This is a genomic window from Arthrobacter sp. Leaf69 (assembly GCF_001422645.1).
In the GTDB taxonomy this organism is placed as follows: Bacteria; Actinomycetota; Actinomycetes; order Actinomycetales; family Micrococcaceae; genus Arthrobacter.
In genome coordinates, this window is record NZ_LMLR01000011.1 from 104,627 (window position 1) to 118,198 (window position 13,572).

Below are 13,572 nucleotides of genomic sequence, written 5' to 3' on the forward strand. Positions count from 1 at the left end.
AAAAGTCCCCCCAAAAGGCGGTTTGCGTTGGGCAGGACGGAGTTTTATAGACATAATGTCTATGTGACATCTGCGACCCATGCCCCCAGTACCCCGGCGCACCCGACGCTGAATCGCCCGAACATGGTTTCTGTTGGAACCGTAGTCTGGCTGTCCAGTGAGTTGATGTTCTTCGCCGGTCTCTTCGCCATGTACTTCACACTCCGTTCGACTTCCGGACTGATGTGGGCCGAAGAGACAGCCAAGCTCAACTTCCCCTTTGCGCTCGTCAACACGATCGTCCTCGTGGCAAGTTCCTTTACTTGCCAGATGGGCGTCTTCGCCGCTGAGCGGCTTCAGCCGCGTCGAAGCGGCGGGCCCCTCAGCTTCACCCGCTGGGGAATGAACGAATGGTTCACCCTGACTTTCATCATGGGTGCCTTCTTCGTGGCCGGCCAGGCGACTGAGTACGCCATGCTCGTTTCCGAGCATGTCTCGCTCTCCTCCAACGCCTACGGTTCGGCGTTCTACATCACCACGGGCTTCCACGGCCTGCACGTCATCGGCGGCTTGGTTGCCTTCCTCCTCATCATGGGCCGGTCCTTCGCGGCGAAGAAGTTCGGCCACTTCGAAGCAACCTCCGCGATCGTCACCTCGTACTACTGGCACTTCGTCGACGTCGTCTGGATCGGCCTCTTCCTGGTCATCTACGTCCTCAAGTAGCAAGACTTGACTCTTTTTCTACAAGAGGCAGAATTTCAAGAAGCGGCTCTCGGAGCCCACGCAGGATCGAATAAAGGAACCACCACGTGAAGGCACTCTCGCAGAAGCGACGTCACCCACTGGCAGCAATTGCACTGCTGCTGATGGGCCTCCTGGTCACTGGTGGGCTGTACGCCGTTGCCACCACCGTCAACCAGGCCAAAGCCACCACTACCTTCAGCGCCAACGACGCAGAGGAAGGCGGCAAGCTCTTTGAGTCCAACTGCGCCACCTGCCACGGCATGGGCGCCAGCGGTACGCAGGACGGCCCCTCCCTGGTAGGCGTCGGCGCTGCCGCCGTCGACTTCCAGGTCGGCACCGGCCGCATGCCCATGCAGATGAACGGCCCGCAGGCCCCCAAGAAGCCTGTTCAGTTCAACGATGAGCAGACCCACCAGCTGGCCGCCTACGTAGCTTCGCTCGGCCCCGGCCCGTCGATTCCCGAGGCAAATGTCCTCGATGGTCAGGGGGACGCCGCCAAGGGCGGCGAGCTGTTCCGCGTGAACTGCGCCATGTGCCACAACGCCGCCGCCGCCGGCGGTGCGCTGACCCGGGGCAAATTCGCTCCGGCGCTGAGCGGTGTGTCCAGCAAGCACATCTACGAAGCGATGGTCACCGGCCCGCAGAACATGCCGGTGTTCAATGACGCCAACCTCTCCCCCGAGGGCAAGCGCGACATCATTACCTTCCTGAAGCAGATCGAGGCCAACGGTTCACCCGGCGGCGCGGATCTGGGCTCTCTGGGTCCGGTTTCTGAAGGCCTGTTTGTCTGGATCGCCGGCCTCGGCGTCATCATCGCCTTCACCATCTGGCTGACGTCCCGGACGTCCTAGCCCACCTGTTGCACCTGTAAGAATTTTCTGCTGACCCGTCAGCAGTTTGAATTGAAAGCTAACTCGGCACTCGCCGAGACGAGAGAGGGATGAGGCGAATTATGGGCAACCATAGTGACGGCAGTCCGAACCACTCGGGCACCGTAGCTACGGCTGGTCAGAATGAGGTGGAGAAGTTCCAGGATCCTGGAATTCCCCCGCATCGTTTGCGCCTGGCTGACACGGACCCGAAGGCCGCAAAGCGAGCAGAACGGCAGGTAGCCCTTCTTTTCGGGACCTCGGTCGTTGGCACCCTGATCTTCTTGGTGGCGTACTTCGCCATTGATCTGGGAGATGACAGCACGATCGCCACCATCCGGCTGCAGAACGCGCTGCTGGGTATTGGCACCGCGTTTGCAATGCTGGGTATCGGCACCGGAATTGTGCACTGGGCGAAGGCCCTGATGCCGGACCACGAAGTCTCGGAAGAGCGTCATGCCATCCGCACGGAGGATGACCGCCAAGCCGCTGTCCGGATCGTCGACGACATCGTCGAGGAAACCGGCATCAAGCGCCGCCCGCTGATCCGCAACACCCTCCTGGGCGCCGTGGCGCTGGCTCCCCTGCCGGCCCTCGCCGTCTTCGGTGACCTGGGTCCGCGTCCCGACGACGCCCTGGCGCACACCATGTGGGCACCCCAGGATGGCAAGCTCAAGCGGCTCACCCGTGATCCTGACGGCACGCCCATCAAGGCCGCCGACGTGACCATCGGTTCAGCGTTCCACGTCATCCCGGAAGGCCTGAACGAACTGAACGAAGGCAAGCTGAATGAAAAGGCCAAGTCTGTTGTCCTGCTCATGCGCCTGAACCCGGAGGAACTCCACCCCTCCCCCGGTCGTGCGGACTGGGCCTACAACGGCATTGTTGCCTACTCCAAGATCTGCACCCATGTTGGTTGCCCTGTTGCCCTCTACGAGCAGCAGACCCACCACCTGCTGTGCCCGTGCCACCAGTCAACCTTCGACCTCACGCAGGAATGCAAGGTTATCTTTGGACCGGCCAGCCGTCCTCTCCCCCAGCTGCCAATCGCGGTTGACGCCGAGGGCTACCTGGTCGCCACCAGCGACTTCCATGAACCTGTTGGACCTAGCTATTGGGAGCGTGAGCAGCATGAGCGCAACATCAACGCCTAGTGCCCCCACCTTCGTCGCCAAGACCAAGGGCGGCCGCATCACGAACTTTGTTGACGAGCGCGTCGGCGGATCAGGCATCCTGCGTGAATTCGGCCGCAAGGTTTTCCCGGACCACTGGTCCTTCATGTTCGGCGAAGTCGCCCTGTACTCCTTCGTCATTCTGCTGCTGTCGGGCACCTTCCTGACCTTCTTCTTTGATCCGTCCATGGCGGAGACCCATTACCAGGGTTCCTACACACCGCTGAAGAACGTCGAAATGTCAGTGGCTTACAGCTCTTCCCTGGACATCTCCTTCGACGTCCGCGGCGGCCTGTTCATGCGCCAGGTCCACCACTGGTCCGCGCTGCTTTTTGTAGCATCCGTGTCCGTGCACATGCTGCGCGTGTTCTTCACCGGCGCGTTCCGCAAGCCCCGCGAAATGAACTGGGTGGTGGGCGGCGTGCTGCTCATCCTCTCGATGGCAGCCGGCTTCACCGGTTACTCCCTCCCCGATGACCTGCTCTCCGGCAACGGCCTGCGCATCATCGACGGCGTGATCAAGTCCATTCCGGTGGTCGGAACGTACATCTCGTTCTTCCTCTTCGGCGGAGAATTCCCCGGAACGGTCATCATCGGCCGCCTGTACATGCTCCACATCCTGCTGGTTCCGGCACTCATCCTCCTGATGATCGTCCTGCACCTCTTTATGGTGGTGGTGCACAAGCACACCCAGTACCCCGGCCCGGGCCGCAACGACGGCAACGTCGTCGGCTACCCCCTCGGCCCGGTGTACGCGGCCAAGGCCGGCGGCTTCTTCTTCATCGTGTTCGGTGTCGTTGCCCTCATGGCCGGGTTCTTCACCATCAACCCGATCTGGAACTACGGCCCGTACGACCCCTCCCCCGTTTCGGCGGGTACGCAGCCTGACTGGTACATCGGCTTCGTCGATGGCGCCCTGCGCCTCATGCCGGGCACGATCGGCAACTGGAGTGTCGAGCAGGTCTGGTTCGGCCAGGTCTTCACCTTCAATGTGCTGCTCCCGGCCCTGGTGCCTGCAGGGATCATCTTCACCGTGCTGTTCACCTACCCGTGGATCGAACGCTGGATCACCAAAGACAACCGCGAACACCACGTCCTGGACCGCCCCCGCAACGCTCCCACGCGTACCGCCATCGGCATGGCTGGCTTTGTCTGGTACTGCGTGATGTGGGCGGCCGCCGGCTCGGACCTCATCGCCACGCACTTCCACGTGTCGCTGAACGATGTGACCTACTGGCTGCGGGCACTGTTCTTCGTCGGCCCGGTCATCGCCTTCATTGTCACGAAGCGCGTCGCCCTGGCACTGCAGCGCAAGGACCGCGAGATTGCCCTGCACGGCCGCGAAACCGGCCGCATCGTGCGCCTGCCGCATGGCGAGTTCATCGAGGTCCACGCACCGCTGGACGAGTACAAGCGCTACAAGCTTGTTGGCTTCGAGTCGCCGTCTCCGCTTCCCGCGGAGCCGAACGCGCACGGCGTCGTCGACAAGAAGGAGAAGCGCCGCGCGCTCTTCTCCATGTGGTTCTTCGAGGACCGGGTTGCCCCGGCTACTCCCGCAGAGCTCGCGGCGGCCCACGGCCACCACGGCGAGCACGAGGCCATCGAGTCTGGTGAGTCGCAGAAAACGCTCAGCCACTAACAGGCCGCAGTGAACACCAGGAAGGCCCGGTCCACCAAGACCGGGCCTTCCTTCGTCCCCGATGGGAATGCCCGTCTGGTGAGACCCCAGGGCGGCGGCACCCCGTGGCAGACCTAGTGCACGCATTCTCGCGGCACACTATGGGCATGAGAGGTAGCGGCGTACCCTTCAGGCGAGCCGAGTCTAACGACACGGATGACCACACACACTGGCCGAAGAGCTATGTCCGACTGCCGTTCTGTGGGATTTTGTCCCCTGGGTGCAGGTGGCTCCAGGCGATTCGTGCGCCACACATCAAGGTTGCGATCCCAGGGATGCACGCAAGAACCATCGGGTAGTACCTGACGTAAAAGGAGTCAGTCGTCGTTCCGTCGGCCGTAGCGAAAATGCACCCCACCCCGAGGGGAGCAAATTCGTAAGTGCCTGTGGGCGGGAAAATGAATCCCTCGGGGTTATGCACCGTGCCGGCAGGCAGATGCTCGGTATAGCAGTATTGCGAAATCGTCTGATGATCGCGAGAGGATGAGCCGATCAAACGCGCCTACCGCTAAGTACCACGCAACGGAAAGCATCACGCAGGTCAGAAACATGAACGTTTTCCGTGTCATTCGCCCCCCGGAATGCAGTGTTTGGGGTTCACCATCGCACATTTCACGCGGCGTCGCCGAGTGGCCCCTGCAAATCACGTGCCTAGCAGCGGGCTCCGAAGGTGGTGCATCCGTGGGTTGATCGGCTGGCCCAGCGTTCGGGCTACGAGCGGTACCCCGAAGCGTAGTTCCGCGTGGGGCGGACGCCTGGCCGCTGCAGGGGCACCCAGAGTTTGTACCGGTCCGCCCGGTAGTAGGACACCGAGTAGTCCACCATGGCCCGCGCCACGAAGGCGTGGCGCTGGATCTTCAGGAGAGGCGACCCGACTTCAACATTGAGCAGTCGGGCGGTCGACGGGGAAGCAGCCGTTGCCTCGATCATGTCCTCGCCCCACTCCATCACCAGGCCGAAGCGTTCGCTCAGGACGTTGTACAGCGAGGTTGGCGGTTCGCCGTCGAGCAGTCCGGGTACCCGGTGGGCGGGGATAAAGTTCTCGTCGACGCTCATGGGTTCGTTGTCCGCGAGCAGGAGGCGGCGGAACCGCACCAGGGGCGTCCCCTCCTCCAACTGCAGTTCCCGGGCCAGGAATGCGCTGGCACCGATCTGCTCGAAACTGAGGACTTTCGCGGCGGGAACCATGCCGCGGCGCTGCATTTCCTCGCTGTACGAGGTCAGCTTGACCTGGAGATCCAGTTTGGGCTTCCGCACGAAGGTGCCGAGTCCCACCACACGCTCGATGACCTCCTCCCCGACCAGGGCGTCAATGGCCTGACGTACAGTCATCCGGGCCAGCCCGAACCGTTCGGCGAGGTCCCGCTCCGAGGGAAGCGCCGAACCCGGCGGGCAGGCGCTCACAATATGGGCCCTGATGATTTCCCTCAACTGGATGTAAATGGGCGTCCCGTTTTGCCGGTCTATTTCGCCGGCCATGCGCGCTGCGTCAGAGGCCGCCACTGTGCGGCCTTCCGGAAATCTTCATGCTTCAAGGTTAAGCCACGCGGCGCACAGGTCTAGACCACCCGCGTCGCCGTTCGCCCGGAAGCATGCCCGCAGCTAGGCTTGAATGCGCCGGTATCCCCCCGGCACCAATGACACCGTAAGAGATAAGGGAGTCCCGTTGCCCGTTCGGAACGCAATCGTCAAGGCGTCCATCGGACTGCATGCACGGCCCGCAGCGCTGTTTGTCCGCGCTGTCCATGAGACCGGCCTGCCCGTCACGATCAGCAAGGACGGCAGGCCCGGCGTGGATGCCCGCTCCCTGCTGGAAGTCATGACCGAGGACTTCCACTGCGGCTGCACCGTGGAGCTGGCCGTCTCCCCCGACGCCGGCCGTGGAAACCATCCACGGACGCCAGACGGGACGCACCCGGCTGGAGCTGCCCGGCGACGAGCTGACGGCCCCACCGGAAAGGTGGGGCCCGCCGACGTAGTTGACTCGGTTTGTGTCCTAAGGGACGTTTAGTGCGCGTGGTCCCCGCGGCTGTACTCGTAGACCCAGCCGACCAGGGCGACCAGCGCGAGGCCGGCGGCGATGTAGACAATCCAGAAGCCAATGGCCAGTCCGAGGAATCCAGTGGCGCTGGCCAGGCCCAGGACGAGCGGCCACCAGCTCCAGGGGCTGAAGTGGCCCTGCTCGCCGGCGCCCTCGTGGATCTCGGCGTCACTGCGGTCCTCGGGACGCATCCCGACGCGCTTGCCGGTGAAGGCGAGGTAGGCGCCGATCATGCCGGCGAGGCCGCCGACCAGCAGCACGCCGAGGATGCCGACCCACTCGGACCAGTTGGTCAGGAAGCCGTAGATGAGAGCGACCGGCACGAAGAAGAAAACTCCGAGTCCAAAAATCCTTGATTCGATCTTCACTAGGGGTTGTCCTTCTGGTCGGCGTTACCGAGGGCTTCTGCGGCCGGGGCAGGAGAATCCACGGTGTATGTCTGGGAGAGTTCGGGGTGGTGCAGGTCCAGGGCAGGACGCTCCGAACGGATCCGCGGCAGCGAGGTGAAGTTGTGACGCGGCGGCGGGCAGGAGGTGGCCCATTCGAGCGAGGCGCCGAAGCCCCACGGGTCATCCACTTCAACCTTCTCGTTGCTGCGCCAGGTGACGTAGACGTTCCAGAAGAACGGGATCAGCGAGGCGCCCAGCAGAAACGAGGCGTAGGTGGAGAACTGGTTCATCCAGGTGAAGTTGTCCTGGGGCATGTAATCCGCGTACCGGCGGGGCATGCCCTCGACGCCCAGCCAGTGCTGGATGAGGAACGTGCCGTGGAAGCCGAGGAAGAGCATCCAGAAGTGGATCTTGCCGAGGCGTTCGTTGAGCATCTTGCCGGTCCACTTCGGCCACCAGAAGTAGAAGCCGGCGAACATCGCGAACACCACGGTGCCGAAGACGACGTAGTGGAAGTGCGCCACCACGAAGTAGGAGTCCGAGACGTGGAAGTCCAGCGGCGGGGAGGCCAGGATGATGCCGGTCAGGCCGCCGAAGAGGAACGTCGCCAGGAAGCCGATGCTCCACAGCATGGGGGTTTCGAACGTGATGGAACCCCGCCACATGGTGCCGATCCAGTTGAAGAACTTCACACCGGTCGGGACGGCGATCAGCATCGTCATGAAGGAGAAGAACGGCAGCAGTACCGAGCCGGTGACGTACATGTGGTGCGCCCACACGGTCACGGACAGGGCGGCGATGGAGATGGTTGCGTAGACGAGGCCCTTGTAACCGAAGATCGGCTTGCGGCTGAAGACCGGGAAGATCTCCGAGACGATGCCGAAGAACGGCAGGGCGATGATGTAGACCTCGGGGTGCCCGAAGAACCAGAAGAGGTGCTGCCAGAGGACGGCGCCGCCGTTCTCAGGGTCGAAGATGTGGGCACCGAAGCGCCGGTCCGCGCCGAGGGCGAAGAGGGCCGCGGCCAGCGGCGGGAACGCCATCAGGACCAGGATTGCCGTCACCAGGATGTTCCAGGTGAAGATCGGCATGCGCCACATGGTCATGCCCGGGGCACGCATGCAGATGATCGTGGTGATGAAGTTGACCGCACCGAGGATGGTGCCGAAGCCGGAGAGCGCCAGACCGAAGACCCAGAGGTCACCGCCCACGCCCGGGCTGAAGGTCGTATTGGACAGCGGCGCGTAGGCGAACCAGCCGAACGATGCCGCACCCTGCGGGGTGACGAAGCCGGACACGGCGATGGTGGAGCCGAAGAGGAAGAACCAGAACGCCAGTGCGTTCAGTCGCGGGAAGGCGACGTCGGGTGCACCGATCTGGAGCGGCATGATGACGTTGGCGAACCCGGCAAAGAGCGGCGTCGCGAACATCAGCAGCATGACGGTGCCGTGCATGGTGAAGAGCTGGTTGTACTGCTCTTTGGTCTGCAGGATCTGCATGCCGGGCTCAAACAGCTCGGCGCGGATCAGCAGCGCCATGACGCCGCCGAAGCAGAAGAACACGAAGGACGCGATCAGGTACATGTACCCGATGGTCTTGTGGTCGGTGGAGGTGATCCAGTTGACGACAATGCGTCCCTTGGACTTCGGTACTACGGGAGCCTCGAGGGTCCCGGTGGGCTGTGAATAGGTAGTTGCCACGTCGCTCCCCTTACTTGGATTCGGTCGGGGCCGGGTTGCGGTCGTACTCTTCGCCGAGGAGACCGGTGTTGCCGTCCTGGCGCAGCTTTTCCAGGTGCGCCTGGAATTCGGCGTCGGAAACGACCTTTACGCGGAACAGCATTTCGGAGTGGTATTCGCCACAGAGTTCGGCGCACTTGCCGTCGTAGGTTCCCTCCTTGGTGGGGGTGAACCTGATGTAGTTGGTCTTTCCGGGGATCATGTCGCGCTTCTGCAGGAAGGCGGGGACCCAGAAGGAGTGGATGACGTCGCGGGCGTTCAGCTCGACGTCCACCGATTTGTTGACCGGGAGGTACAGGGTGGGGAGCTTTTCCTTATCCACTGCCTCACCGGTGAGGTGCGCCTGGACGCCGGCTTCGTGGACGTCCTCGCGGATCACGTCGCCCTTTTTGTAGTTGAAGTCCCAGGCCCACTGCTTGCCGCGGACGTCAACGACGACGTCGGCAGGCTCGGCGCGGTTGTCGATCGCCTGCTGGTCGCGGTCGGTGAAGTAGAAGAACACCAAGACCATGAACAGCGGGATCGTCAGGTAGAAGACCTCGAGGGGCAGGTTGAAGCTGTTCTGCCGGGGGAATCCGACGGTGCCCTTGCGGCGCCGGTAGGCGACCATGCACCAGATCAACAGGCCCCAGGTAATGACACCGACAATCAGCGCGGCAATCCATGAGTTGACCCAGAGGTCCATGATGCGGTCAGTGTGGTTGGTGGTGCCACGTTCCGTGGGCAGCCACCCTTTCTGTACCTCTGGTGAACATCCAGTCAAAGCCAACGCGCCGGCGAGTGCCAAGCCAGTGATCGTAGTGATCTGTTTGCGTCGGCTGCCGGTTCGGTTCTGCGAACTCACAGACGGCCCTTCCTACTTGTTGCTGTCGCCCCGGCCCGCAAAATGGCGGTCAGGGCACACGAAAAGTTTTACTACTCGGTGTAGAGCTTACCGCTCCCCGCGAGTTTTCGCCCACATGTCCGCGCCGTGCGTCGGGACCTTTTTGCCGGGTCCGCTCGTTATGGATCCTGCGGCACTAAGGCCGGGCAGTTTGCCCGGCCTTAGTGGAAGGAATCACCGCACGCGCAGGAGCCGCCGGCGTTGGGATTGTCGATCGTAAAGCCCTGCTTGGAGATGGTGTCCTCGAAGTCGATGCTGGCACCGCTGAGGTAGGGGACGCTCATTTTGTCGACGACAACTTCAACACCGTCGTAGTCCCGCACGGCGTCTCCGTCGAGGAGCCTTTCGTCGAAGTAGAGCTGGTAAATCAGGCCGGAGCAACCGCCGGGCTGCACAGCCACGCGGAGGCGCAGGTCGGTACGGCCTTCCTGCTCCAGCAGGCTGCGGACCTTGCCTGCCGCGACGTCGGTCAGCTGGACTTCGTGCGTGGCCAGTTCCTCGCCCGCCGTGGCGGTGGTGTCGGCGCTGTTTTCATTGGTTGTAGTGCTCATGGCCTACCTTCTAACGACGGTGGTGGCGGCACCGCCAAGGCGGCACCCGCCCCTACTTATTCGGTACGGGCTATAGCTACATGCTACGTCGATCAGCCGTGTAGCTCTAACTTCTGACGTAACCGTCCCTGCGGGCTGGATGTTCCCCGGGAACGCGGCCGGCCCGCCCGGTCAGGCCGGTCCGTCCTCATTCAGCCGGGCGAGCATCAGAGCTTCAGCGACGATGGCGTTCCGGAAATCCCCGAGGTGGAGGGATTCGTTCGCGCTGTGCGCCCGGGAATCGGGATCCTCGACGCCGGTGACCAGGATCTGAACATCCGGATAGAGCTCGGTCAGGTCCGCGATGAACGGGATGGAGCCGCCAATACCGGTTTCCACCGCTGGGACGCCCCATGCCTCGCCGAGCGCCCACATCGCGACGCCGGCAGCCCGGGAGGACGTGTCCGTGAGGAAGGCGTTGCCGCTCTCCCCCGGAGTGAAGACCACGTGGGCGCCGAACGGAGCGTTGGCTTCCACATGCCGGCGGACCGCCTCCATGGCCTCGGCCGGATCCTGCCCGGGGGCGAGCCGCATGCTGAACTTGGCCCGCGCCCGGGGCAGGAGGGTGTTGGAGGCGACGTCGACGGCGGGGGCATCGAAGCCGATGATCGACAGGGCCGGCTTGGTCCACATCCGCGAGGCGATCGTGCCGGTGCCCGCAAGCCGGACGCCGTCGAGCACGGAGGCATCCGCGCGGTATTCCTCCTCCGAGAGGTCCACGGTGGCGTCGTCCCGGCTGACCAGCCCGGCGATCGCGACGTTGCCCTCGTCGTCGTGCAGGGTGGCGATGAGACGGGACAGGAGGGTGGGCGCGTCCAGCACGGGGCCGCCGAACATTCCGGAGTGGACGGCGTGGTCCAGGACCTTAACCTCGATGGTGCCGTCGACCAGTCCGCGGAGGCTGGTGGTGAGCGCGGGGATGCCCACTTTCCAGTTGCTGGAGTCGGCAACGACGATCACATCGGCGCGCAGCAGCTCCCGGTGGGTTTCCAGGAAGGTGCGGAAGGTCGGGGAGCCGGCTTCCTCCTCACCCTCGAAGAAGAACGTCACGCCCAGGCCAAGATCGTCGCCGAGGACGCGGGTCACTGCCGCGTAGGCGGCGATGTGGGCCAGGATCCCGGCCTTGTCGTCGGCGGCACCGCGGCCGTAAAGCCGCCCGTCGCGTTCGACGGCGGTGAACGGCTCCGTCTCCCACAGCGTCAGGTCGCCGGTGGGCTGTACATCGTGGTGCGCGTAGAGCAGGATCGTCGGCTTGCCGTCGGCGGCGGGACGGCGGGCGACGACGGCGGGGCCGCCGGGAGTCCCGTCCTCCTTGTCGCAGCGCAGGATCCGGACGTCGTCGAACCCGCTGGCGCGCACCAGCCCGGCGACGGCGTCGGCGCTGGCATTGAGCGGGGCGGGGTCGAAGCTGGGCCAGGCGATGCCCGGGATGGCGACGAGCTCCTTCAACTGGGCGATGGTGGTGTCGAAGGATTCGGTGACGGCCTGACGGAGCGCCTCGGTGTCGACGTTTCCGGCCAGGGCGGTTGCGGTTTGCGGGTTCCCCGCGGGTGATGAGGTCATGGCCAGAACACTACCCGTGCCGTGGATCACCCTAAACCCTCAACACTGCCGCGGCGCGTCATACCCTGTGTGGGCTGGGTCTCGCGCCGGTGTCCGCGGGGTATTCTGTAGGGGTGTTTGGACGTAAAAAAGAAGCGCCATCGGCGCAGGACATAGTTGACCAGCAGGCGGCCGGGGCAGCAGCCCGGGACGCCGCCCTCGGCAAGGGCGCGCCCACGCCCAAGCGCAGCGCGCAGGTGGCGGCCCGCAAGCGGCCGCTCGTGCCGGAGGACCGCAAGGCCTCCAAGGCCGCAGAGCGTGCAGCGGTCCAGGAGCAGCGGTTGAAGATGCGGGCCGCCCTGGACACCGGAGACGAGAAGTTCCTGCCGCTCCGGGACAAGGGTCCGCAGAAGCGCTTCGCCCGTGACTATGTGGACGCCCGCTTCAGCCTCGGTGAATACCTGATGTTCGGCGCCCTGATCTTCGTGGTGGTCTCCCTGCTCGTCCCGGCCTCCAGCGAGCAGATGATCTACGTCCTGGGCGGGTTCTGGGTGATGTTCCTGGCCGTCTTCGTCGACGTCTTCATCCTCTCCCGCAAACTCCGGAAGCGCCTGACGGAGAAGTTCGGCGACGTGGAGCGCGGCACCGTCTGGTACGGTTCCATGCGCTCGCTGCAGTTCCGCCGCCTGCGCCTTCCCAAGCCCCTCGTCAAGCGCGGCGAATACCCCGCCTGATCCCCGATCAACAAAGAGCCCCCGGCAGTAGGACTGCCGGGGGCTTTGTCGTCCCGATGTGATTGCGGCACCTGTCCGCGGGCACGCGGGGCGCCGCCGGGTTCAGCGCTCTCCCGGCGCCTGCTTCAGCGCCGGGATGGGTGCTTCGCGAGCTGCCGGTTAATGTGGGCAGCCCAGAACGGACCTTCGTAGAGGAACGCCGTGTACCCCTGCACGAGGGTGGCGCCGGCGTCGAGCCGTTGCTGGACGTCCTGCGCGGTTTCGACGCCGCCCACCGAGACCAGGGTCAGCTTGCCGCCCGTCGCCGCCTTCAACCGGGCGAGCACCTCCAGCGACCGCTGCTTCAGCGGGGCACCGGAGAGCCCGCCGGCGCCGCAGTCCGCCACCTTGTCCGGGGCGGACGACAGGCCGGTGCGGGCGACGGTGGTGTTGGTGGCGATGATTCCGTCCAGGTTCAGGTCCAGTGCCAGGCGCGCGACGTCGTCGATGTCCTCATCGCTGAGGTCCGGGGCGATCTTGACCAGCAGCGGAATGTGGCGTCCGGAGGCCTTGTCCGCCGCCTCCCCCACGGCCGTCAGCAGCGGGCGGAGCGAATCAACGTCCTGGAGCAGGCGCAGGCCGGGGGTGTTCGGGGAACTGACGTTGACCACCAGGTAGTCCGCGGCGGGCGCCAGGCTGCGGGCGCTGATGAGGTAGTCCGCCACCGCATCGTCCAGCTCCACCACCTTGCTCTTGCCGATGTTGACGCCGATCACCGGGCGGACACCGGGGTGGCGGCGCTGCAGGGCGGCGCGGGCGGACTTCAGGCGGGGCGCCACGGCGGCGGCCCCGTCATTGTTGAACCCCATCCGGTTGATCACCGCCCGGTCCTGGACCAGGCGGAAGAGCCGCGGGGCCGGGTTGCCGGGCTGGGCTTGTCCGGTGATCGTGCCGACCTCCACATGGCCGAAGCCCAGCTCGGTGAGCGCCTCGATTCCGTGGCCCTCCTTATCGAATCCGGCCGCCAGACCGAACGGTGACGGGAACGTGAGGCCGAACGCCCGGGTCTGGAGCGACGCCGCTGGGGCGGTGAACCGTTGCAGCACCCGCCCGGCCCCGCAGGAGTGGACGAGCCGGATAGCCCTGAACCCGATCTTATGGGCGCGTTCGGCGTCCATCCATGAGAAGGCCAGCCGGAAGAAGGTCGGATATACGCGCATGGCTCTAGTTTTC

Annotated in this window: 13 protein-coding genes; 6 read left to right on the top strand and 7 right to left on the bottom strand. The window is 64.4% G+C overall.

Annotated features, from left to right (window positions below; genetic code table 11):
• The first annotated feature begins 27 nt into the window (after window positions 1-27).
• The 4 genes from ctaE (at window position 28) to qcrB (ending at window position 4,403) form a co-directional block, all read left to right on the top strand.
• Complete coding sequence (ctaE, locus tag ASE96_RS09960; RefSeq protein ID WP_442853893.1) at window positions 28-702, top strand: aa3-type cytochrome oxidase subunit III; 675 nt, start codon at window positions 28-30, stop codon at window positions 700-702.
• Window positions 703-788: 86 nt separating this feature from the next.
• Window positions 789-1,574, top strand: coding sequence for a cytochrome bc1 complex diheme cytochrome c subunit (gene qcrC, locus ASE96_RS09965; RefSeq protein WP_056429491.1), 786 nt, complete (start codon window positions 789-791; stop codon window positions 1,572-1,574).
• 101 nt (window positions 1,575-1,675) lie between these two features.
• On the top strand, window positions 1,676-2,746 hold the full coding sequence (gene qcrA, locus ASE96_RS09970; protein WP_056429493.1) for a cytochrome bc1 complex Rieske iron-sulfur subunit: 1,071 nt from the start codon (window positions 1,676-1,678) through the stop codon (window positions 2,744-2,746).
• A complete protein-coding gene (qcrB, locus tag ASE96_RS09975; RefSeq protein ID WP_056429494.1) occupies window positions 2,724-4,403 on the top strand; it encodes a cytochrome bc1 complex cytochrome b subunit in 1,680 nt (559 codons plus the stop codon). Before qcrA ends, qcrB begins: the two co-directional genes overlap by 23 nt.
• 750 nt (window positions 4,404-5,153) lie before the next feature.
• On the opposite strand, the gene ASE96_RS09980 is transcribed toward qcrB, so the two are convergent.
• The gene (locus ASE96_RS09980; protein WP_056429497.1) at window positions 5,154-5,921 is read right to left on the bottom strand and encodes a GntR family transcriptional regulator; all 768 of its coding nucleotides are present in this window, start codon (window positions 5,919-5,921) and stop codon (window positions 5,154-5,156) included.
• Between the two features lie 187 nt (window positions 5,922-6,108).
• Between ASE96_RS09980 and ASE96_RS18825 the strand changes: the two genes are divergently transcribed.
• Entirely contained in the window at window positions 6,109-6,453 is a 345-nt protein-coding gene (locus tag ASE96_RS18825) for an HPr family phosphocarrier protein (RefSeq protein ID WP_200913034.1), read from the top strand.
• On the opposite strand, the gene ASE96_RS09990 is transcribed toward ASE96_RS18825, so the two are convergent.
• From ASE96_RS09990 to ASE96_RS10010, 5 genes are all read right to left on the bottom strand, one after another.
• Window positions 6,450-6,851, bottom strand: a complete 402-nt coding sequence (locus ASE96_RS09990; RefSeq protein ID WP_056429499.1) for a cytochrome c oxidase subunit 4 — start codon at window positions 6,849-6,851, stop codon at window positions 6,450-6,452. The genes ASE96_RS18825 and ASE96_RS09990 overlap by 4 nt on opposite strands.
• On the bottom strand, window positions 6,851-8,572 hold the full coding sequence (gene ctaD / locus ASE96_RS09995) for an aa3-type cytochrome oxidase subunit I (RefSeq protein WP_056429500.1): 1,722 nt from the start codon (window positions 8,570-8,572) through the stop codon (window positions 6,851-6,853). The genes ASE96_RS09990 and ctaD overlap by 1 nt, the downstream gene beginning before the upstream one ends.
• Before the next feature lie 10 nt (window positions 8,573-8,582).
• Window positions 8,583-9,455, bottom strand: coding sequence for an aa3-type cytochrome oxidase subunit II (gene ctaC / locus ASE96_RS10000; protein ID WP_056429502.1), 873 nt, complete (start codon window positions 9,453-9,455; stop codon window positions 8,583-8,585).
• A gap of 200 nt (window positions 9,456-9,655) precedes the next feature.
• Complete coding sequence (locus ASE96_RS10005; RefSeq protein ID WP_056429503.1) at window positions 9,656-10,045, bottom strand: HesB/IscA family protein; 390 nt, start codon at window positions 10,043-10,045, stop codon at window positions 9,656-9,658.
• A 171-nt stretch (window positions 10,046-10,216) separates the two neighbouring features.
• On the bottom strand, window positions 10,217-11,647 hold the full coding sequence (locus ASE96_RS10010; protein ID WP_056429999.1) for a dipeptidase: 1,431 nt from the start codon (window positions 11,645-11,647) through the stop codon (window positions 10,217-10,219).
• 113 nt (window positions 11,648-11,760) lie between these two features.
• Here ASE96_RS10010 and ASE96_RS10015 point away from each other — a divergent pair, with 113 nt between their 5' ends.
• Window positions 11,761-12,360: a DUF3043 domain-containing protein gene (locus ASE96_RS10015; RefSeq protein ID WP_056429505.1), complete on the top strand. Its 600-nt coding sequence runs from the start codon at window positions 11,761-11,763 to the stop codon at window positions 12,358-12,360.
• Window positions 12,361-12,485: 125 nt separating this feature from the next.
• Here ASE96_RS10015 and ASE96_RS10020 read toward each other — a convergent pair whose 3' ends face one another.
• Entirely contained in the window at window positions 12,486-13,559 is a 1,074-nt protein-coding gene (locus ASE96_RS10020) for a quinone-dependent dihydroorotate dehydrogenase (RefSeq protein ID WP_056429507.1), read from the bottom strand.
• Window positions 13,560-13,572: the final 13 nt, after the last annotated feature.